The organism is Tenacibaculum larymnensis (assembly GCF_028829235.1).
GTDB lineage: Bacteria > Bacteroidota > Bacteroidia > Flavobacteriales > Flavobacteriaceae > Polaribacter > Polaribacter larymnensis.
The window spans coordinates 301,859-322,837 of the sequence record NZ_JAIWJY010000004.1 but is presented as its reverse complement, the minus strand read 5'-3'; the positions used below and the strand labels follow the sequence as shown (position 1 = coordinate 322,837).

Genomic DNA, 20,979 nt, shown 5'->3' with positions numbered 1-20,979 from the left:
TGGGGAAAATTAAATTATTTAAATAAGGGGTAAAAAGCAGCTTTTAAAAAGCTGCTTTTTTTTAGATATATTTTTAACTTTTATAAAAAGGTAACTTCACTACTTTAGCAGGAATTTGTTTCTTACGAACTTGAATAAAAATATCACTATCAACTTTAGAGTTTTCTTTAGTAACATATCCTAATCCAATTCCTTTTCCTAATGACGGACTCATAGTACCAGAGGTAACACGTCCAATGTTGTTTCCATCAGCATCAACAATTTCATAATCATGACGAGGAACACCACGCTCAGTCAACTCAAAAGCAACCAATTTACGAGTAACACCCGCTTCTTTTTGAGCTTTTAAAGCCTCAGCATTAACAAAGTCTTTCGTAAACTTAGTAATCCATCCTAAGCCAGCTTCTAAAGGAGAAGTAGTATCATCAATATCGTTACCATATAAACAATATCCCATCTCTAAACGTAAGGTATCACGAGCAGCTAAACCAATAGGCTTAATTCCCCAGTCTTTACCAGCTTCAAAAACTTTATTCCAAAGTTGCTCAACATCTTCATTCTTTACATATACTTCAAATCCACCAGAACCAGTATATCCAGTAGCAGAAACTACTATATTCGGAATTCCAGCAAAATCAGTAATTTCAAAAGTATAGAATTTAATAGTAGATAAATCTACTGAAGTTAACGATTGCATAGCTTCCGCAGCTTTTGGACCTTGAATAGCTAATAACGACCATTCTTCAGAACGATTCTCCATCTCAACGTTTAAATCGTTGTGTTGAGAAATCCAGTTCCAATCTTTTTCAATATTAGAAGCATTTACTACTAACATATACTCATTTTCAGCAATCATGTAAATAATTAAATCATCTACAATTCCTCCATCAGCATTAGGCATACAGCTATATTGTGCTTTTCCAGGAACTAATTTAGAAGCGTCGTTAGAAGATATTTTTTGAATTAAAGCCAATGCATTTTCTCCTTTTAAAAAGAACTCTCCCATATGACTTACATCAAAAACACCAACTCCTTTTCTAACAGTTTCGTGTTCAGCAGTTACTCCTTCGTATTGTACAGGCATGTTATAACCTGCAAAAGGAACCATTTTAGCTCCTAAAGCTTCATGTACATGTGATAAAGCTGTATTTTTCATGTGTTTGTTTTTTATTGTTTTTATTAACGCATGTAACCTTTTATGAATAAAACAACCAATTATAGGGTATATTTTATTTATGTAGGTTTCATTATTGTGTATTGTTTGTTTTAAAAAAGTGATGCTAAAGTATTGAAAAATTAGCAAACAATACAGGCGAATCTGTGTAATATTATAAGAGTATATTACCTAAATGTTTGTTAATATTTTCCTTATTCTATCATAGAATACTAAATTTGAGAGTAACAAATTTTATCACGATGCTAAAAAAACTATTATTTACTCTTATCTTACTAAATATATGTGTTGTTGTATCTGCACAAGTTCCAACAGATTATTTACCAGCTGATTTTCATAAAGAGCGAAGAGCAATTTTACGATCAAAAATGCCTAAAAATGCCGTAGCAGTTGTTTTTTCAAACCCAACTCGAAACAGAGCGAATGATGTAGATTATGTATTTCATCAAGATCCTAACTTTTACTATTTAACAGGGTTTAGAGAACCCAATGCGGTTTTGGTACTATTTTCTGAAAATCAAAAAGACGCTAAAGGGAATAGTTATAATGAAATATTATATGTACCTAAAAAAGACCCTCGATTTGAAATGTGGAATGGAAAACGTTTAGGAGTAGAAGGAGCAAAAAAAGAATTAGGGTTTGCGATGGCAAAAACATCAGAAGAATTTGTTACAGATGCTATTAATTTTAAAAGTTTTGATAATGTAAACATATTAAAACTTAATGACGATTATAGAAACTCAGAAAGAGATAAAGGAGAAATTTACGATTTAGTAAAAGCATTTAAAAAGCAGTCTGGGTATAAGAATGAGGAGGCTAAAGATCCAAATATAGGGTATATTCATAAAGCTATAGCAAATGTGCCAGATGCGAAGTTAGAAGAAGTGGCTAAAGAACTATCTAAAAGCTTAGAGAATTATCCAGAGTATAAAAAAGACCCGATAATAAAAGAGTATATAAGTGCTACAGATGATGGATTAAGAAGAGAACTCAAACAAAAAATAAAAATAAAACTTCAAAAAAATAGTGAGTCTAATATAGATGTTAAATTTTTATCTACTGCGCTTGCTGAAATGCGTGAAGTGAAAACACCAGAAGAATTAAAACTGTTGACTAAGGCGATACGAATTTCGGCAATAGGACAAGTAGAAGTGATGAAAGCTATGAAACCACACATGTCTGAAACAGAAATTCAAGGAGTTCATGAGTTTGTGTATAAAAAATATGGAGCAGAGTATGAAGGTTACCCATCTATAGTTGGTGCAGGAAATAATGGGTGTGTTTTACATTACATTGAAAATAACAAAACAAAACTTGGAAATGAGCTAGTTTTAATGGATTTAGGAGCTGAATACAGAGGGTATACAGCAGACGTAACCAGAACAATACCAGCAAACGGTAAGTTTTCTCCAGAACAAAAAGCTATTTACGAATTAGTTTTAAAAGCACAAGACGCAGGAATCAAGGTATGTAAACCTGGAAATCAATTTTGGAAGCCAGGAGAAGCAACAAAACAGATTATTAATGAAGGATTAGCAGCTTTGGGTATTATTAGTTCTCCTTCAGCAAAACATAGCTATTTTCCACATGGTACTTCTCATCACATAGGCTTAGATGTCCATGATCCAGGAACATATGGTGCTTTTAAAGAAAATATGGTTATTACCGTAGAACCTGGTATTTATATTCCAGAAGGAAGCCCTTGTGATAAGAAATGGTGGGGAATTGCAGTTAGAATTGAAGATGATATTTTAATCACAAAAAACGGACCTGTAAACCTATCAGCAGAAGCTCCAAGAACCGTCGAAAATATTGAGAAAATGATGGCTAAAAAAAGCATTTTAAATGATTTTTTACTGCCTAATTTAGATTGATAAAGAAAACATATACAATTTGTAATACAATAATATTCATAACGACAGATAACAACCTTTAACCTAAAAGAAACTAAATGAAATTCAATAGAAAAACAATCTCAAACATTGTATTTGTCGTTATTATAGGCTTATTACTATATCCGCCAACCAAAGTATATTTTATTAGGTTGGTTTCATTTTCACCTTCTACTATTACAGAAGAAAAAAGAGAAGTATTAAACGATTACGACTGGAATTTAAAAGGGTTAAATACTACGAATATAGATTTTAACGACACCAAGAACAAAGTTGTTTTTGTAAATTTTTGGGCAACTTGGTGCCCGCCATGTATAGCAGAAATGCCAAGTATTCAAAAGCTATATAATGATTATAAAGATAAGGTTGAGTTTGTATTTGTAAGTAACGAAGATTGGACGACTATTAAAGCATTTTATAAAGATAAAGGCTACGACTTACCAACGTATAATATTTTATCTAAAGTACCAGAACAGTTAGTAAGCAACTCAATTCCTGCGACGTTTATTATAGATAAAAAAGGAACTATTGTTGTAGACAAAAAAGGAGCTGCTGATTGGAATAGTGATAAAATTAGAATTTTGTTAGACGAATTACTACAATAGAATATTTACCTTTGTAGCATGAGTCAAGAACAGCCAAATAATCCGCTTCACGGAATAAAATTAGCCACCATGTTAGAAGAATTATACTTAGAGTATGGTTGGGAGGAAATGGGAGAAATATTGAATATAAACGCTTTTAAAAAGAACCCAACCTATAAATCTAGTTTAAAGTTTTTAAGAACAACGCCTTGGGCAAGAGCTAAAGTAGAAAAGCTGTATCTAGAAATGTTAGGTTATTAAACATTAACGTAATACCAAATCACTCCATTCTTTAGCATTCTCTAACATTGGGAAGTGCCCTGTGTTTTCAAGCCATCGTAATTCATTATTAGGAATTTCTTTGTGTAATTGCTCTCCAATAGCTTTTACAGCAATAGGGTCGTGGGTAGCCCAAACTATTTTTGTAGGAATTTGTGTTTGTGTCAATCCACCAATCCAACGATGCCAAAAAAAGTATCGCTCATTAATATAATTGCTCAATAAATGAATAACATTTCGACCGTTATTATAGTTTAACTGAAACCACATTTCGTTTAACTCTTCCTGAGAAACCTTAGAAGCATCAACATAAATTTTGCGAATATTCCTATTGAAAACAGGTTGATTCGCCAATTTAGCAACCCATTTTCCTGTAATTTTATTCTTTAGTAACTTTTGAATAGTTCGTAGTTTGGCTAATTCAATATGCATGCTACCATTGCACAAAATCAATTCTTTAATAGAAAAAGGAAGCAGATTCATATTGTTTCTAGCAATAATTTCGGTGGCAATACTAGTACCGTAATCATGCGCTAGCAGCGTAACTTCATGTAAACCCAGTTTTTTCCATAAAAGTAAAGCTATATCAGTCTGCTCAATTAAAGAATACGAATAGTTTAAAGGTTTATCAGAAAAACCAAACCCTAAATGATCGTAAATAATCACTCTGTATTTTTTTGATAAAAAAGGGAGCGCTTTATAATAATCAAAAGAAGAAGTAGGATATCCGTGGAGTATCACAAGAGTTTCATCAGCATTTCCTTCATCAATAACGAAAACTTGCTGATTATTAATGGTGTAAAATTCACCCTTATTTTTCCATTCTAGTGAAGTCATAAATATAGAAGCTTTGGTGTTTACAATGTACTCATTTTTGTGTAGTTTTGATTTAATTTAAAAAGAAAGCTTTATCCATTTCATCGACGTCATATTACCCATTCCGTTGCAAAAAACGTTTACCTATACGGTAACCGAAGCAGAAGCATCTTTTTTAAAAAAAGGAATGCGTGTAGCGGTTTCCTTCGGAAAAAGTAAAATTTATACCGCATTGGTGTTTAACATTCACCAAAATGCACCCGAATTATATGAAGCCAAAGACATTCATCAAATATTAGATGATACGCCTATTATAACGGAACAGCAACTAAAACATTGGCAATGGATTTCAAGCTATTATATGTGTTCGTTAGGCGATGTATACAGAGCAGCCTTACCGTCAGCATTTTTGCTAGAAAGTGAAACCATCATCTATAAAAATGAAAACTTTGAAGAAGAAGCAATACTAACCGATGAAGAGTTTTTAATTTTTGAAGCCTTACAACATCATTCACAGTTAACCATTCATCAAGTTGCTGATATTTTAGGAAAGAAAACCGTACTTCCTATCATTAACGGATTGATAGAAAAGAATGCGGTTTACATTAAAGAAGAAATTTACGAAACATATAAGCCTAAACTGGTTAAGTATGTTCGATTACATAACAATTATGCCTCAAATGAAGGTCTACAAACGCTTTTAGAGGAACTTTCAAGAGCTAAAAAGCAACGAGAAGCTGTATTGACGTATTTTCAGTTAGCAGCAGCTAAAAAGCCGATAAAAGCAAAAGATTTAGAAGAACAGTCGGGAGCTTCTTCCGCAGTTTTAAAAGCCTTGGTAGAGAAAGATATTTTTGAATTTTATCATATTCAAACCGATCGAATTAACTATCAAGGAGAAACGAATCAGATAAAAGAGTTGAATGAATTTCAGCAAGAAGCTTTCAATCAAATAAAAACTTCTTTTGAAACACAACAAGTGAGTTTATTACACGGGGTTACAGGGTCTGGTAAAACAGAAATTTATGTAAAACTGATTAAAGAAGTGATTGCTGAAGGAAAACAAGTACTGTTTTTATTACCAGAAATTGCATTAACAACTCAAATTATTACCCGTTTACAAAACTATTTTGGAAACTTTATTTCAGTATTCCATTCAAAATACTCGATGAACGAACGAGTAGAGGTATGGAATAACGTGTTAGAAAATAAACCGAAAGCACAGGTTATTTTAGGAGCGCGTTCTTCGTTGTTTTTACCATTTTCAAACTTAGGGTTGATTGTAGTGGATGAAGAGCACGAAACGTCGTACAAGCAATTTGAACCGTCACCACGTTACAATGCGCGTGATGCGTCGGTAGTATTAGGTCATTTACACCAAGCAAAAGTATTGTTAGGCTCTGCAACACCATCAATAGAGAGTTATTTCAACGCAGAGCAAAACAAATACGGATTTATAGAATTAACGCGTCGTTTCGGAAACATTCAATTGCCTAAAATTGAGTTGATAGACATTAAAGAAAAGCATCGAAAAAAGGAAATGAATGGTCATTTTTCTGATCGCTTATTAAAAATGATTACGGAAGCGTTGGAGGAAAAAGAACAGGTTATTTTATTTCAAAACCGACGTGGATTTTCGCCTGTTGTAGAGTGTACTACTTGTGGTGTTTCCCCTCAATGTCCGAATTGTGATGTGAGTTTAACCTATCATAAATTCCGTAAGGAGTTAAAATGTCATTACTGTCATTACCAACGTGCAATGCCGAATAGCTGTGGTGCTTGTGGAAGTGCTACCTTAGACACCAAAGGTTTCGGAACGGAGCAAATAGAACTCGAGTTAAAAGAGCTATTTCCGAATTATAATATTGGACGAATGGACTTGGATACCACCCGAGGAAAATATGGGTATCAAAAGATTATTGGGGCTTTTGAAGCGCAAGAAATTGATATTTTGGTAGGAACGCAAATGCTATCTAAAGGATTGGATTTTGAAAATGTATCGTTGGTAGGAATCTTAAATGCGGACTCTATGCTCAACTTTCCTGATTTTAGAGCTCATGAGCGTGCTTTTCAATTGATGGTACAAGTATCGGGTAGGGCAGGACGTACTAAAAAACAAGGAAATGTGGCGATACAAACCTACAACCCATATCATCAAATTTTACAGCAAGTATCTACCAATAATTATACAGAAATGTATAAAGAACAGTTGCAAGATCGTTGGCAGTTTCATTATCCGCCATACTATCGCTTGATAAAAATTACCTTAAAACACAAAGATTACACGCGTGTAGATAATGGTATTAACTGGTTAGCAAAAGCGTTACAAAATGTGTTTCATGAAAATGTATTAGGACCTACAGCACCTGCGGTTTCTCGTATTAGAAACCAGTATATTAAGAATTTAGTAATTAAAATTCCGCCCAAACAATCTTTAGGAAAAACCAAAGAGCAGCTACAAAAAATTAAAAACACCTTTGAAGCAGTCAAAGATTTTAGACCTATTCGCTTTATTATTGATGTGGATGCGTATTAAAAGTTTCGCTAACGTCTCGGGGCTTTTGCAGATTACGAAGCCGAAAGTTTCAATTTAGACGAAACCTTGCTATTTTGCAAAACCTTGTTAGTGGCAGTTTTTATTTTTTCACAATTTTATTTTCGGCATTATCAATTGATTGCTCACTTTCAAAATACAAATATTTAATATTTTTATATAGTTGGTCGTTATTAATTGTTGATTTTAGTGTGGTAGTTAAAAAATCATAATTTGTATAGGTGGTTTTAGTTTTTAAAATAGTATTTAACCATTGCCACATTTTTTTCTCTCCAATTTCTTTTTCGATAGCAAGAAAAATAAGCGGTGCATAATTATAAACGTATAACTGCCTGTTTAAATACTCTGATTGAGATTTTATTTTGCTGAAAGGGATAGCTTCTTTTTTAAATTGTTGTAAATTTTCAATCTTTTTATTTATCATTTCTTCATAAACATCTTTTCCTATATTATTTTTAGTTAACTGTAAAGCTAAATATTCTGCAAAACCTTCACTCATCATATCCCCGAGTTCGGAATTAAATACTTTATATGTACCGAAATAAAAATGACCTAATTCGTGAGCGATAAATGGACGGTAAAAATTTTGATATTCTGGTTCTATCACCTTCTCTAATCCATTTTGCCAACCAATGCTCATAATTGTTGGATATGATACAAACATCCAGCTGTCTTTTATTGACATTGGTGTAGTATTTACAAAAACCGTTGCTAGCTCATAAGTAATATTGAGTTTGGATTCATAAAATTTCTTGTAATCGTTGATAACAGAACTAAATTCGTTTATTTGTTCGTTAGTAAAATCGGAATTCAAAATATAAGTTTCATCAATATTGGAATATTCGTAATTACCACAGAAAAGTGTTAACTCTTGTGGAATTTCACTTTTAAAATGAGCCGACTGCTTTTTAACAGGTAAACTTCCGTTTACATAAATTGTATTGCAGTCCTCACAAACAATTTCAATGTCATATTTCACTTTTTCAAAAGCTTTATCTTTTTCTATATCATAAAGAACAGGGTACCAAGCCGATTGAACTCCGTCAGTTCTTAAAGAATTATTATTAAAAGCAATATTTCCCTTCCAATCTTTTCTGCTGTAATTTTCAATGGTGTCATTCACTACCGGAAATTTACCAACATATTTTATTTGTAAAGATTTGGGTAGAAATTTCCCGTCATTACCAGCAAAATAATACGCTAAAGACTCTCCTGTAGAAGTTGAGTCTGACCAGGATTTGTTTGCATAAATCAAAAAGTCATTAGGTCCTTTACTTCTAAAGTGAAGTACATTCATTCCTGAATTAAGTCTGATAAAATAATCTTTTAAATGAGGAATATCACTTAAAGTTAAATCACATTCAAATGTTCCCTCTTTTATTGAAATGTTTACTTTTCCTGTAATCATCGGGGCTTTCTCCTGTGCTTGAAGTTGAATTGATGATAAAATGATAGTCAGTACTAAAAAGATTTTTTTCATATAAGAATTTATTTTTAGGAAGTTTGTTTTAAAACTGCAATAAGTCGCTTAAGAATATGAATCCGTTTTAATGATTTATATTCAACGTTAGCGAAAGGCAGTAGAATTTAGTTAAATTATTTTTCAAAAATTCCGAATATCCACAATATCCCCATTTTGTAGTTTGTTTTGGGTGTCTATGGTAAAAATGGTTTCAGCAACGTACTCAGGAGTGTAAAGCTGGTTGTTTTCTTTTAAATCGATAAAACGTTGTACGTTTTTAAAATCTTTTTCATCGGTACTTCTAATATCAGTTTGCATGTTGGTATCTACCACACCAGGGTAAATAGCATTACACTTTACACCATGTTCAAGCTCGTTTTGTTCCGCAGCAATAGTTTTGGTCATCATGTCAATCGCAGCTTTAGACGTACAGTAAATACTCCAACCTTCATATGGTTTTACGGCTGCACCCGAAGAAATACTAATAATCTGTTTTTTGCAACTAAGGTGTTGCGTAGCTTCAATAAACAAACTGGATAAAATCAGTGGAGTAGTGGTATTGAGTTGAATACTTTGTGCAATATCTTCCGAAGGAATATTTTCTAAGTTCGCTATGGTACCGAGTCTTCCGGCATTATTGACCAAGGTAATCGATGAAACTTCCAATTTCTGAATTTCATCTAATAACATTTTAAACGTGTTGTGTGTGGCTTTGGTATCAGATAAATCCACAGAAAGCTGCACCACATTTTCCAAATCGACAATGCTTCTGGATAGTGAGTATACTCTGTAGTTTTCTTGTGCGTATTTTTCGGCTAAGGCTTTACCGATTCCTTTACTTCCTCCGGTGATGATGATTATATCCATAGAGTAAAAATAAGGAAATATTGGAAGTTGTACTCTAAATTGTGAGATTTCTCCCTTCGGTCGAAATGACGAGTAACGTCATAGCGAGGAGATCATTGAGCGTAGTCGAAATGAACGACGTTGCTATCTTTTAGTGGATACAAAGATTGTTTCGTTATCACTCGCAATGACGGTTACGTTGTGTTGAGGAAAGCTCAGCGGCGCTCGCTGATGGTTTCGTTGCGTTGAGGAAAGCTCAGCGAAGCTCGCTGATGGTTTCGTTGTGTTGAGGAAAGTTCAGCGAAGCTCGCTGATGGTTTCGTTGTGTTGAGGAAAGCTCAGCGACGCTCGCTGATGGTTTCGTTGCGTTGAGGAAAGTTCAGCGGCGCTCGCTGATGGTTCCGTTATATTGTGGAAACTTCAACAGAGCTAAATCTTATGATTAGTGTCTGTAATTTTAAAGAGTATTTGGAAATTCATTGGGTGAGATTCCTCTCTTCGGTAGGAATGACGGTAGTCGATTATTTGAAAAACTCTTTCGAGTTTTCCCAATTTGAGTTATTTGAAAAATTCTTTCGAATTTTCCCAATGCACATCCATTTCAGCGAGGGTCATGTCAGAAAGTTGCTTGCCTTCTTTTTTGGTAGCTTCTTCTAAGTACTGAAAGCGATTGATGAATTTTTTATTGGTTTTTTCCAGTGCATTTTCAGGATTTACCCCAATAAAACGAGCGTAGTTAATCATGGAGAACAAAACGTCTCCAAACTCTTTTTCTATTTTCTCCTGATTGTTGTTTTTGATTTCTTCGTTCAACTCAGAAAGCTCTTCTTGAACCTTTTCCCACACTTGATGTGGTTCTTCCCAATCAAAACCAACACCTGCAACTTTATCTTGAATACGATTGGCTTTTACCACTGCAGGTAAACTTTTAGGAACGCCTTCTAAAACAGATTTATTCCCTTCTTTTAGTTTGAGTTTTTCCCAGTTTTTCTTAACGTCTTCTTCGTTTTCAACAACTACATCGCCATAAATATGTGGATGACGGTCAATGAGTTTATCTGAGATCGCATTGGCTACGTCAGCAATATCGAAAGCTTGTTTTTCGCTTCCTATTTTAGCATAAAAGACGATGTGCAAAAGCACATCGCCTAATTCTTTTTTTATTTCTTGTAAATCGTTGTCTAAAATAGCATCTGCTAACTCGTAGGTTTCTTCAATAGTTAAATGACGTAGACTTTGTAAGGTTTGTTTTTTATCCCACGGACACTTCTCACGAAGGTCATCCATGATGTCTAACAAACGATTAAAGGCGGCTAACTGTTGCTTACGAGTATTCACGATTTAAGCTTCTTCTGTAGTTGTTTCTTCAGCTTCAACTAACGTGCTAAAGTCAAATTCAGCTTTCGCTAAGATGTTGTACCACTGAATTACTTTTTTAATGTTTGAAGCGTACACACGTTCTTCATCAAATCCAGGTAATACTTCTCCAAAATAAGTAGTTAATTTATTAGCGCTCTCTTTGTGAGAAATAGCTTCTTTACCATCTTCTTTATCAGCAATATTTTTAAGTACTTGTGCTAAAGGCACTTCTTCTTCGTACGTGTAAATAGCGATATTTTCTAATAAGCTTACGTTATGAGTAGCAGTAATAGGAAAACGTTTACCGTCAACAATAGATTTTACGATAACTCCTGTTTTAGTTTGTGATAAGATTTCATACAAACCTGGCTTACCTGTTACAGCTATAATTTTGTTAAATTCCATGTCTTAATGTTTTTTTAGTGTATAACTATTATCTTTTAGCATTAGGAAAACGCATGCGATATCCAGCGTTTACTTTCCCTTTAGAAATATTGTCTAATTTCTTTTTAATTAATCTCTTTTTTAAAGAAGAAAGTTTATCGGTAAACAAAATTCCTTCAATATGGTCATATTCATGTTGAAAAACACGTGCAGGTAATCCGCTTAACGTTTCTGTGTGTTTTTCAAAATTTTCATCTTGGTATTCAATAGTAACTTTTTCTTGACGAAAAACATCTTCGTTTATGGTTGGAATACTTAAACATCCTTCGTTAAAAGCCCATTCGTCACCTTCTTCTTCAATAATTTTAGCATTGATAAATACGCGATTAAAGTTTTTGAAAACTTCTTTTTCTTCTTCACTTATATCGTCATCTTCTGCAAAAGGAGAAGCATCAATAACAAATAAACGGATGTCTTTTCCTATTTGAGGAGCCGCTAAACCAAGTCCGTTAGCATTGTACATAGTTTCTCTCATATCAGCAATTAATTTGTCTAACTGCGGATAGTCTTTATCGATTTCTTTTCCTACTTTACGTAAAACGGGATCTCCGTATGCTACAATGGGTAAAATCATTTACTTTTTAATTTTAAGGAATGCAAAAATACAAAGAATGCTTTTGGTAGAAAATTATTTGTTGTATAAATACGACTGTAAGATGATTGTAGCACTTATTTCGTCTACTAAAGCTTTGTTTTGACGTTGTTTTTTCTTCAAACCACTATCAATCATTGTTTGAAAAGCCATTTTAGAGGTAAAACGCTCATCTACACGTTTTATGGGGATAGAAGGGATAGCTTTTTCAAGCTTTTGAAGAAAAGGAGTTATAAGTACCTCACTTTCACTATCAGAATTATCCATCTGCTTTGGTTTTCCTACTAAAAAAAGTTCAACATTTTCTTTTTGAGTATACTCTTTTAAAAATGTGATAAGTTCAGAGGTATCTACAGTTGTTAAACCCGAAGCAATAATTTGAAGTTCATCGGTTACAGCAATACCTGTTCTTTTTTTTCCAAAATCTATGGCTAATATCCTGCCCATTCTATAAGTTTTTGCAAAGGTAGCTAAATTAAACAAGGAAGAAATATCTGTTTAAAAAATGTATCTTCGCGGTATATTCTTGAAAGCAACTTTATTTTTGCTGAAAAATATTATTAAAAAATGACAGAATTACAATCAATTATAGAAAAAGCGTGGGATAACCGCGATTTATTGAAAGAAGAAACTACGATTAATGCTATTAGAAAAGTAGTAGATTTATTAGATGCTGGAGATTTACGTGTTGCTGAACCAACTGACAATGGATGGCAAGTAAATGAATGGGTGAAAAAGGCAGTAGTGTTATATTTTCCTATTCAAAAAATGGAAACTTTAGAGGCTGGTATTTTTGAATATCATGATAAAATTCCATTAAAGAGAGGTTACGAAGCTAAAGGAATTCGTGTGGTACCTAATGCAGTAGCACGTCATGGAGCCTATATTTCTGCAGGAACTATTTTAATGCCAAGTTATGTAAATATTGGAGCGTATGTTGATGAAGGTACGATGGTAGATACTTGGGCAACTGTAGGTTCTTGTGCACAAATTGGTAAAAACGTACACTTATCTGGTGGAGTAGGAATTGGAGGGGTTTTAGAGCCTTTACAAGCAGCACCAGTAATTATTGAAGATGGAGCTTTCATCGGATCTCGTTGTATTGTTGTAGAAGGAGTTAGAGTAGAGAAAGAAGCTGTTTTAGGAGCAAACGTTGTATTGACGATGAGTACTAAGATAATTGATGTAACAGGAGATGAACCTGTTGAAATGAAAGGCGTAGTACCAGCACGTTCGGTAGTAATTCCTGGAAGTTATACCAAGAAGTTTGCAGCAGGGGAGTATCAAGTTCCTTGTGCTTTAATCATTGGTAAGCGTAAAGAAAGTACCAACAAGAAAACTTCGTTAAATGATGCTCTTAGAGAGTATGATGTGGCGGTATAAAGAATTAAGAAATTTTGATATGCAGATAGATGCAGTAATTACTTGGGTTGATAGCTCGGACGAAGTTTGGAGAAATAAAATCAATCAATATTTAGATAAAAAGATAGATTGGAGTAATAAGAAAGAATCTACTCGTTATAATTCTATTAATGAGGTAGAAATTACTATTTTATCAATACTTAAGTTTGCTGTATTTATAAAAAATATTTATGTGGTTACTGATAATCAGCAACCACATAACTTTTTAGAGCTGAAGCAAAAAGCAAAGGATCAAGGTGTCAATTTGGAGTTGGTAGATCATACGATTATTTTTAAAGACTATGAACATTACCTGCCAACTTTTAATTCATGTTCTATAATTTCAATGTTATATAGAATACCAAACCTATCGGATAATTTTGTTATTTTTAATGATGATACTTTCTTAATGCGAGAGACAAAAAAGGAAGATTTTTTTATAGATGACAAACCAGTTATTAGAGGAAGATGGGATTCTTTTTATGAAGATAAATTTTTTAGAAATTTGTTTTTAAGGGTAAAAGGAATTTTTAAAAAGAACAATCCAAAGAAAACAGGATATAAGTTAGCACAACAAAAAAGTGCAAAATTATTAGGATTTAAAAAGTATGTGAGAAGAGATCATACACCAGTCTCTATAAAGAAATCAGGACTCGAGAATTATTTTGCAGAGAATCCTAATTTTTTAGAAAATAATATTAAATATCGGTTTAGAGATAATACACAGTTTATAATATCTTCATTGTCTAATCATATTCAAATAAAAAATGATGATTATATTTTAGATAGAGACTTCAAATTGAGTTATTTTCAATCTTATAACAAGACATCAATAAGATTAAAATTATTAAATTTTTCTATTGATAAGAGTAAACTTTTTATGTGTTTTCAAAGTTTAGAAACAGCAGAAAAGACTACACAAAAGTATATTTTAAAATGGATAGATAAAAAACTAGATTCAAATTTTGCAAGTAAAGTATAATTCTATAATTGACGCATTAAAAACAGCTAAAACAATTCTATACCCCACAGATACTGTATGGGGACTTGGCTGTGATGCTACAAATGAAGAAGCTGTAAAAAAAATCTACAAACTAAAAAATAGAGAAGAGTCAAAAAGCTTAATTATTTTGGTTGATTCTATTAAAATGTTACTGAATTATGTTGAAAGTATCCCTGAAAAAGCACTTCAAATTTTAAAAGAATCTAAAAAACCAACTACTATTATTTATAATAACCCGAAAGGATTAGCACCAAATACAATAGCATCAGACAATACAATTGCGATAAGAATTCCACAGGATGAGTTTTGTATTCAGTTAATTAAAGAGTTTGGAAATCCTATTGTTTCTACATCAGCAAACGTTAGTGGAGAGCCAACACCTAAGTCTTTTTCAGAAATAAGCGAAGCAATTTTAAAGAATGTAGATTATGTGGTAAATTTGCATCAAGATAAAGTAGCAGAAAAGTCTTCAACCATTTTAAAAATTGAAGATGACGATGTTATTGTGATTAGAGAATAATTGTATGCAAAAACAATATTTTAAGGAAGCAATTTCCGCAGAAATATTTCAATATATATCCCAAGCAGCTAAAGAATTACAACTAGAAAGCTATGTAATTGGCGGTTTTGTACGTGATTTTATTTTAAAACGTGGAACAGCCAAAGATATTGACGTTGTCGCTGTTGGAAGTGGAATAGAATTAGCTCAAAAAGTAGCTGAATTACTACCTAGTAAGCCAAAAGTTCAAGTGTTTAAAACTTACGGAACGGCAATGTTGCGTTTTCAAGATGTTGAAATTGAGTTCGTAGGGGCACGTAAAGAATCTTATTCAGAAGAGAGTAGAAACCCTAAAGTTTCTGAAGGAACCTTACAAGACGATCAAAATAGGAGAGATTTTACGATAAATGCATTAGCATTGAGTTTAAATGAAGATGATTTCGGGTTGTTACTTGATCCTTTTGGAGGTATAACGGATTTAGAAGCAAAAATTATAAGAACACCGTTAGATCCAGATATAACCTATTCTGACGATCCGTTACGTATGATGCGTGCTATTCGATTTGCTACCCAATTGAATTTTACTATTGAAGAAAATTCATTAAATGCAATCACAAAAAATGCTTCAAGAATTGATATTATTACTCGTGAGCGTATTGTAGTTGAGTTGAATAAAATTTTAGAATCTCCAGTGCCTTCTATAGGTTTTTTACTATTGGAGAAAACAGGGTTGTTAGAGCGAATTTTACCGGAATTAATTGCTTTAAAAGGAGTAGAAGAGGTAGAAGGACAAAAACACAAAGATAATTTTTATCATACTTTAGAGGTAGTAGATAATATTGCCGATAACACAGATGATGTTTGGCTTCGTTGGGCAGCGTTGTTACATGATATAGGTAAAGCTCCAACAAAACGTTACCATAAAAAAATAGGTTGGACATTCCATTCACATGAATTTGTGGGTTCAAAAATGGTATATAAACTATTTAAACGTTTAAAAATGCCATTGAATAACAAGATGAAGTTTGTTCAGAAAATGGTGATGTTAAGCTCTCGTCCGATTGTATTAGCAAGTGAAGTAACAGATTCTGCAGTACGTCGTTTAATTTTTGATGCAGGTGATGATGTAGAATCATTGATGACTTTATGTGAAGCAGACATCACAACTAAAAATCCGAAGAAATTTAAGAGATATCATAAAAATTTTGAGATAGTTCGTCAAAAAATTAAAGAAGTAGAAGAGCGCGATAGGGTTCGTAATTTCCAACCCCCAATAACAGGGGAAGAAATAATGAAAACCTTTAACTTACAACCTTGTAGGGAAATTGGTCAGATAAAAGAAGCTATAAAAGAAGCTATTTTAGATGGTAAAATTCCTAATGAACATGATGCTTCGTATCAATTTATGTTAGAAAAAGGAGTTCAGTTAGGTTTAAAAGTGAGCCAATAATAATAAATAAAAGAGTTTTAAAAAAAAGAGAAGCAGAATGCTTCTCTTTTTTAGTTTGTTATCCTAAAGATTGCATTTCTACAAGCTTTTTATAAGTTCCACTCTTAGATATAAGCTCATTATGAGTACCTTGCTCTACAATTTTTCCTTTTTGCATCACTATAATCATATCTGCTTTTTGAATGGTAGATAAACGATGTGCAATGACTACAGAAGTTCTATTCTGCATCATTTTTTCTAAAGCATCTTGTACTAACTTTTCTGATTCTGTATCTAAAGCTGAAGTAGCTTCATCTAAAATCATAATTGGAGGGTTTTTAAGTACCGCACGAGCAATACTTAGGCGTTGTTTTTGTCCTCCTGAAAGCTTGTTTCCACTATCGCCAATATTAGTATTATAACCATTAGGCAGGTCTTTTATAAATTCGTGAGCGTTGGCAATTTTTGCGGCCTCCATGATTTCTTCATCACTTTTACCTTCAATTCCCAAGGTAATGTTATTCTTTATTGTATCATTGAACAATATAGAATCTTGTGTAACTAAACCTTCTAATTGTCTGAGTGAATGTTTTTTGATATTTCTAATATTTATACCATCTATTTCGATAGCACCTTTGTTAACGTCATAAAAACGCGTTAATAAGTTTGCGATAGTAGATTTACCACTTCCTGATTGCCCAACCAAAGCAACCATTTTACCTTTAGGTATACTTAGAGAGAAATCCTCTAGAACGTAGTTGTCTTCATATTTAAAAGAAACATTTTCTATTGAAATATCTGTGTCAAAAGCCTTTTTGTCAATGGCATTCGAAGTATCCTTTAACGGATTTTCTGTTTCTAATATTTCTAAAACACGTTCAGCAGCAGCATTTCCTTTTTTAACACTATAACTAGCTTTAGAAATAGCTTTTGCTGGAGTTAAAATATTGTAGGCTAATCCCATATAAGCAATAAAATCTTCGCCTTGTAATGTGCCTTCTTCTAAAACTAATATACCTCCATACCATAAAAGAACTGCTATAACACCTATGCCTAGAAATTCACTAGCAGGACTTGACAAGTTAGTACGGTTAACTAAAGTGTTTGAAAAATGATAAAAACGGTTAGTTGAATCTTCAAATTTTTGTTGAAATTCCTTTTCAGCAGTAAATCCTTTAATTACTTTCAATCCCCCTAGAGTTTCCTCCAATAACGATAAAAAATAACCTTGCTCTTTTTGAACATTATCTGATTTTCGTTTTAAGCTTTTCCCTATTAAGGAAATTATATAACCAGAAATAGGAATAAAAATAAAAACAAATATTGTTAATTTAACGCTAATTAAAACCATTGCTACAATTGTGAATACAATAGTTAAAGGTTCTCTAACAATCATTAATAATATTGATAAAAAAGAATGTTGAATTTCTAATACATCAGTACCAATACGTGCCATAGTATCCCCCTTTCTTTTTTCTGAGAAGTAGGATATTGGTAGCTCTATAGTTTTCCTATATAAATCGTTTCTAATATCTTTTAAAACACCGTTCCTTAAAAATGTAATAAAATACATAGCTAAGTAATTAAAGATGTTTTTAAAGAAAAAAGTTATGATAACTAAACCAACAACTACCATTAAAGCTTTTGATTTATCTTCTCCTGCTATACCTGTAATATGGTAAGAAATAAACTCTTTAAAATAATTGATAGTATCTGCAATTCCGTTAAAAGTAGGTTTTGTTGTTACTTTTGGCGTATCAGGTTTGAAAATGACCTCTAACATTGGCATTAAAACCAAAAAAGAAAGCGTTGAAAAGAATGCATATAAGATATTAAATAAGATATTCAAATACCCATATTTTTTGTACGGGACAGCATATTTAATAATCTTTTTGAAATATTCCATTATAAGTTTAACTCTTTAATAATACGTTGAATTTTGTTGTCAAGTTCTTTCTCTACTTCCTTAGCATTTGAAATATCACTTAATTTACTTTTAACACTAAAGTAAAATTTGATTTTAGGTTCTGTACCACTTGGACGAGCGGCAATTTTAGTTCCATCTTGGGTTTGATAGATTAATACATTTGATTTAGGAATGTCAATTGCTGTTTCTTCACCTGTTAGTAAATTTTTTCTTGTAGAAGATTGGTAATCGTATAAGTATTTAACTTTTGATCCATCTATTTCAGTAAACGGATTATTACGTAAATCAACCATCATTTGTTTGATTTGCTGTGCTCCATCCATTCCTTTTTTTACTAAAGAAATTAAATGCTCTTTATAAAAATGATGGCGTGTATATAAATTCAATAATTCTTTATAGAAAGAACTATTGTTAGATTTTGCATCTGAAGCGATTTCACAGGCTAGTAGGGCAGAGGTAACAGCATCTTTATCACGCACAAAATCGCCTACCATATAGCCAAAACTTTCTTCACCACCGCCTATAAAATTAAGTTCAGGATGATCTTTGATCATTTTTGCAATCCACTTAAAACCAGTTAATCCAACTTTGGTTTCCACTCTATATGAATCGGCTATTTCATTCACTAAATTGGTAGAAACAATTGTTGATCCAACAAATTGTTTTCCGTTTAATTTTCCTTGCTTTTTCCAATCATTAATTAAAAAATCAGTCATCATACTCATAGTTTGATTTCCGTTTAGTAATTTCATATTTCCTTCAGTATCGCGAACAGCAATTCCAATTCTGTCTGAATCTGGATCTGTTCCTAATACAATATCAGCACTAATTTTATTGGCTAAGTCAACCGCCATTTTAAGAGCTGCTGGTTCTTCTGGGTTTGGTGATTCAACAGTAGGGAAATCACCATCAGGAATTGCTTGTTCTTCAACAATATGTACTTGAGTATAACCAGCACGTTTTAAAACCTCTGGAATTAATTTGATAGACGTTCCATGTAAAGAAGTAAATACTATTTTTAAATCTTCACAACCTTTAATATCAAAAGTTCCGTTAGCTAAAGAAGATTTCCAAAAAGCTTCATCAATTTCGCTTCCGATAGCAGTTATCAATTCTTCTTTTGAGTTGAAATTGATTTCTGAAAAGGCTAAAGAATTTACTTCATTGATAATTTCTGTGTCTTGTGGAGGAACGATTTGTCCACCATCATTCCAATATACTTTATACCCGTTATATTCTGGTGGATTGTGAGAAGCTGTTAATACGATTCCTGCGTCACATTCTAAATAATTTACCGCAAATGATAATTCTGGAGTAGGACGCATATCTTCAAACAAAAATACTTGAATGTTATTTGCAGATAATACATCAGCAACCACTTTAGCTAACCATTCACTGTCGTGGCGGCAATCGTAACCAATAGCTACTTTTAATGTTTTATCAGGATATGTTTTGTGTAAGTAATTACTTAATCCTTGAGTTGCTTTACCTAAGGTGTATTTATTAATTCGGTTGGTACCTGCGCCAACAATTCCACGCATTCCTCCAGTTCCGAATTCTAAATTTTTATAAAAACGATCTGCTAAATCGTCAGCATTAGTATTAATTAATTGCTGAATTTCTTGTTGGGTTTCTGAATCGAAATCGTCAGAAAGCCACAGTTTTGCGCTGTTTAAAATCTCTTTCATGTATCAAATAAAAAACGTACAAAGGTACGAGTTTAAAAATTCAGTTGTTCTTTAATTTTATAATGTTTTTGTTGCGGATTACTCTTGATAATTAGCTCACCTAAGAATCCTGCTAAAAACATTAGAGTTCCTAAAATCATGGAAGTTAAGGCTATGTAAAACCAAGGATTATTTGTAACGAGTATTGCTTTTATTCCGACAGTAAGGTGGTATATTTTCATCACCCCAATAAAAAAGGCAGATAAGAATCCGAAAATAAACATTAAAGTTCCCCATAAACCAAAAAAGTGCATAGGGCGTTTACCGAATTTAGATAAAAAGGAAATAGTAATTAAGTCTAAAAAACCGTTTACAAAACGATCCATTCCAAATTTGGTAACTCCGTATTTACGAGCTTGGTGTTGTACTACTTTTTCATCAATACGATTAAAACCTTCATTTTTAGCTAAAACAGGAATATAACGGTGCATTTCACCGCTTACTTTTACCGCCTTAACTACTTCATTTTTGTAAGCTTTTAATCCGCAGTTAAAATCGTGTAATTTTAATCCTGATGTTTTACGAGCAGCCCAATTGAAGAGTTTAGATGGAATATTTTTAGTAATTACGTTATCGTAACGCTTCCTTTTCCAACCAGAAATTAAATCAAAATTGTCTTCAATAATTAGCTTGTATAATTCAGGAATTTCATCTGGGCTGTCTTGTAAGTCGGCATCCATGGTAATAACCACGCGTCCTTGTGCTAACCCAAAACCAGCGTCTAAGGCTTGAGATTTGCCGTAATTTTTTTGAAATCGAAGTCCTTTTACCGATTTGTTTTTTACTGATAATTCTTCAATAACACTCCAAGAAGCATCTGTGCTACCATCATCAATAAAAATGAGCTCGTATAAAAACTGATTGGATTGCATGACGTTTGCAATCCAATCGTGTAACTCGTGTAAAGACTCTTCTTCGTTAAGAAGAGGTATTACTATCGATATATCCATATATTTTATTCAATGTTTAAAAAGGTAAAGTTACGAAGTAT

The 20,979-nt window shown here is 32.7% G+C and carries 19 protein-coding genes; 8 read left to right on the top strand and 11 right to left on the bottom strand.

Features of this window, described 5'->3' with window-relative positions:
* Nucleotides 1-73: 73 nt before the first annotated feature.
* Nucleotides 74-1,156, bottom strand: coding sequence for a glycine cleavage system aminomethyltransferase GcvT (gcvT, locus tag LCI24_RS08430; protein WP_274639979.1), 1,083 nt, complete (start codon nt 1,154-1,156; stop codon nt 74-76).
* 260 nt (nt 1,157-1,416) lie between these two features.
* Between gcvT and LCI24_RS08425 the strand changes: the two genes are divergently transcribed.
* The 3 genes from LCI24_RS08425 to LCI24_RS08415 all read left to right on the top strand — a co-directional run bounded on the left by LCI24_RS08425 (nt 1,417) and on the right by LCI24_RS08415 (nt 3,911).
* Nucleotides 1,417-3,048, top strand: coding sequence for an aminopeptidase P family protein (locus tag LCI24_RS08425; RefSeq protein WP_274639978.1), 1,632 nt, complete (start codon nt 1,417-1,419; stop codon nt 3,046-3,048).
* 77 nt (nt 3,049-3,125) lie between these two features.
* Nucleotides 3,126-3,671 (top strand): TlpA family protein disulfide reductase, encoded by a 546-nt coding sequence (locus LCI24_RS08420; RefSeq protein ID WP_274639977.1) that lies wholly within the window; start codon nt 3,126-3,128, stop codon nt 3,669-3,671.
* 18 nt (nt 3,672-3,689) lie between these two features.
* The gene (locus LCI24_RS08415) at nt 3,690-3,911 is read left to right on the top strand and encodes a VF530 family protein (RefSeq protein WP_274639976.1); all 222 of its coding nucleotides are present in this window, start codon (nt 3,690-3,692) and stop codon (nt 3,909-3,911) included.
* Between the two features lie 3 nt (nt 3,912-3,914).
* Here LCI24_RS08415 and LCI24_RS08410 read toward each other — a convergent pair whose 3' ends face one another.
* Nucleotides 3,915-4,766 carry an alpha/beta fold hydrolase gene (locus LCI24_RS08410; protein WP_274639975.1) on the bottom strand — a complete coding sequence of 284 codons (852 nt, stop codon included), beginning with the start codon at nt 4,764-4,766 and terminating at the stop codon, nt 3,915-3,917.
* A gap of 73 nt (nt 4,767-4,839) precedes the next feature.
* Between LCI24_RS08410 and priA the strand changes: the two genes are divergently transcribed.
* Complete coding sequence (priA, locus tag LCI24_RS08405) at nt 4,840-7,281, top strand: replication restart helicase PriA (protein WP_476691252.1); 2,442 nt, start codon at nt 4,840-4,842, stop codon at nt 7,279-7,281.
* 100 nt (nt 7,282-7,381) lie between these two features.
* Here the strand turns inward: priA and LCI24_RS08400 are convergent, their stop codons facing one another.
* The 6 genes from LCI24_RS08400 to ruvX form a co-directional block, all read right to left on the bottom strand.
* The gene (locus LCI24_RS08400) at nt 7,382-8,779 is read right to left on the bottom strand and encodes a gluzincin family metallopeptidase (RefSeq protein ID WP_274639974.1); all 1,398 of its coding nucleotides are present in this window, start codon (nt 8,777-8,779) and stop codon (nt 7,382-7,384) included.
* Between the two features lie 123 nt (nt 8,780-8,902).
* Entirely contained in the window at nt 8,903-9,628 is a 726-nt protein-coding gene (locus LCI24_RS08395; protein WP_274639973.1) for a (S)-benzoin forming benzil reductase, read from the bottom strand.
* Nucleotides 9,629-10,165: 537 nt separating this feature from the next.
* A complete protein-coding gene (gene mazG, locus LCI24_RS08390; protein ID WP_274639972.1) occupies nt 10,166-10,945 on the bottom strand; it encodes a nucleoside triphosphate pyrophosphohydrolase in 780 nt (259 codons plus the stop codon).
* A 3-nt stretch (nt 10,946-10,948) separates the two neighbouring features.
* Complete coding sequence (locus tag LCI24_RS08385) at nt 10,949-11,371, bottom strand: DUF5606 family protein (RefSeq protein ID WP_274639971.1); 423 nt, start codon at nt 11,369-11,371, stop codon at nt 10,949-10,951.
* 28 nt (nt 11,372-11,399) lie between these two features.
* Nucleotides 11,400-11,984 carry a peptide deformylase gene (gene def / locus LCI24_RS08380; protein ID WP_099214309.1) on the bottom strand — a complete coding sequence of 195 codons (585 nt, stop codon included), beginning with the start codon at nt 11,982-11,984 and terminating at the stop codon, nt 11,400-11,402.
* A gap of 54 nt (nt 11,985-12,038) precedes the next feature.
* Nucleotides 12,039-12,449: a Holliday junction resolvase RuvX gene (gene ruvX, locus LCI24_RS08375; protein ID WP_274639970.1), complete on the bottom strand. Its 411-nt coding sequence runs from the start codon at nt 12,447-12,449 to the stop codon at nt 12,039-12,041.
* Nucleotides 12,450-12,569: 120 nt separating this feature from the next.
* Here ruvX and LCI24_RS08370 point away from each other — a divergent pair, with 120 nt between their 5' ends.
* The 4 genes from LCI24_RS08370 to LCI24_RS08355 are packed head-to-tail and all read left to right on the top strand — an operon-like array spanning nt 12,570 to nt 16,355.
* Nucleotides 12,570-13,385, top strand: coding sequence for a 2,3,4,5-tetrahydropyridine-2,6-dicarboxylate N-succinyltransferase (locus LCI24_RS08370; RefSeq protein ID WP_028891899.1), 816 nt, complete (start codon nt 12,570-12,572; stop codon nt 13,383-13,385).
* Nucleotides 13,351-14,385: a Stealth CR1 domain-containing protein gene (locus tag LCI24_RS08365; RefSeq protein WP_274639969.1), complete on the top strand. Its 1,035-nt coding sequence runs from the start codon at nt 13,351-13,353 to the stop codon at nt 14,383-14,385. Before LCI24_RS08370 ends, LCI24_RS08365 begins: the two co-directional genes overlap by 35 nt.
* Nucleotides 14,369-14,926 carry an L-threonylcarbamoyladenylate synthase gene (locus LCI24_RS08360; protein ID WP_274639968.1) on the top strand — a complete coding sequence of 186 codons (558 nt, stop codon included), beginning with the start codon at nt 14,369-14,371 and terminating at the stop codon, nt 14,924-14,926. The genes LCI24_RS08365 and LCI24_RS08360 overlap by 17 nt, the downstream gene beginning before the upstream one ends.
* Nucleotides 14,927-14,930: 4 nt before the next feature.
* Nucleotides 14,931-16,355 (top strand): CCA tRNA nucleotidyltransferase, encoded by a 1,425-nt coding sequence (locus LCI24_RS08355; protein ID WP_274639967.1) that lies wholly within the window; start codon nt 14,931-14,933, stop codon nt 16,353-16,355.
* Between the two features lie 58 nt (nt 16,356-16,413).
* Here LCI24_RS08355 and LCI24_RS08350 read toward each other — a convergent pair whose 3' ends face one another.
* The 3 genes from LCI24_RS08350 to LCI24_RS08340 are packed head-to-tail and all read right to left on the bottom strand — an operon-like array spanning nt 16,414 to nt 20,938.
* Nucleotides 16,414-18,240 carry an ABC transporter ATP-binding protein gene (locus tag LCI24_RS08350; protein WP_274639966.1) on the bottom strand — a complete coding sequence of 609 codons (1,827 nt, stop codon included), beginning with the start codon at nt 18,238-18,240 and terminating at the stop codon, nt 16,414-16,416.
* Nucleotides 18,240-19,949: a phospho-sugar mutase gene (locus LCI24_RS08345; RefSeq protein WP_274639965.1), complete on the bottom strand. Its 1,710-nt coding sequence runs from the start codon at nt 19,947-19,949 to the stop codon at nt 18,240-18,242. The genes LCI24_RS08350 and LCI24_RS08345 overlap by 1 nt, the downstream gene beginning before the upstream one ends.
* A gap of 32 nt (nt 19,950-19,981) precedes the next feature.
* Nucleotides 19,982-20,938, bottom strand: coding sequence for a glycosyltransferase family 2 protein (locus LCI24_RS08340; RefSeq protein ID WP_274639964.1), 957 nt, complete (start codon nt 20,936-20,938; stop codon nt 19,982-19,984).
* Nucleotides 20,939-20,979: the final 41 nt, after the last annotated feature.

Excerpts from the sequence above, each read along its gene's own strand:
- gcvT (WP_274639979.1), bottom strand. The coding sequence starts at position 1,156 with ATGAAAAATACAGCTTTATCACATGTACATGAAGCTTTAGGAGCTAAA.
- LCI24_RS08425 (WP_274639978.1), top strand. The coding sequence starts at position 1,417 with ATGCTAAAAAAACTATTATTTACTCTTATCTTACTAAATATATGTGTT.
- LCI24_RS08420 (WP_274639977.1), top strand. The coding sequence starts at position 3,126 with ATGAAATTCAATAGAAAAACAATCTCAAACATTGTATTTGTCGTTATT.
- LCI24_RS08415 (WP_274639976.1), top strand. The coding sequence starts at position 3,690 with ATGAGTCAAGAACAGCCAAATAATCCGCTTCACGGAATAAAATTAGCC.
- LCI24_RS08410 (WP_274639975.1), bottom strand. The coding sequence starts at position 4,766 with ATGACTTCACTAGAATGGAAAAATAAGGGTGAATTTTACACCATTAAT.
- LCI24_RS08400 (WP_274639974.1), bottom strand. The coding sequence starts at position 8,779 with ATGAAAAAAATCTTTTTAGTACTGACTATCATTTTATCATCAATTCAA.
- LCI24_RS08395 (WP_274639973.1), bottom strand. The coding sequence starts at position 9,628 with ATGGATATAATCATCATCACCGGAGGAAGTAAAGGAATCGGTAAAGCC.
- LCI24_RS08385 (WP_274639971.1), bottom strand. The coding sequence starts at position 11,371 with ATGGAATTTAACAAAATTATAGCTGTAACAGGTAAGCCAGGTTTGTAT.
- def (WP_099214309.1), bottom strand. The coding sequence starts at position 11,984 with ATGATTTTACCCATTGTAGCATACGGAGATCCCGTTTTACGTAAAGTA.
- ruvX (WP_274639970.1), bottom strand. The coding sequence starts at position 12,449 with ATGGGCAGGATATTAGCCATAGATTTTGGAAAAAAAAGAACAGGTATT.
- LCI24_RS08370 (WP_028891899.1), top strand. The coding sequence starts at position 12,570 with ATGACAGAATTACAATCAATTATAGAAAAAGCGTGGGATAACCGCGAT.
- LCI24_RS08365 (WP_274639969.1), top strand. The coding sequence starts at position 13,351 with ATGATGCTCTTAGAGAGTATGATGTGGCGGTATAAAGAATTAAGAAAT.
- LCI24_RS08355 (WP_274639967.1), top strand. The coding sequence starts at position 14,931 with ATGCAAAAACAATATTTTAAGGAAGCAATTTCCGCAGAAATATTTCAA.
- LCI24_RS08350 (WP_274639966.1), bottom strand. The coding sequence starts at position 18,240 with ATGGAATATTTCAAAAAGATTATTAAATATGCTGTCCCGTACAAAAAA.
- LCI24_RS08345 (WP_274639965.1), bottom strand. The coding sequence starts at position 19,949 with ATGAAAGAGATTTTAAACAGCGCAAAACTGTGGCTTTCTGACGATTTC.
- LCI24_RS08340 (WP_274639964.1), bottom strand. The coding sequence starts at position 20,938 with ATGGATATATCGATAGTAATACCTCTTCTTAACGAAGAAGAGTCTTTA.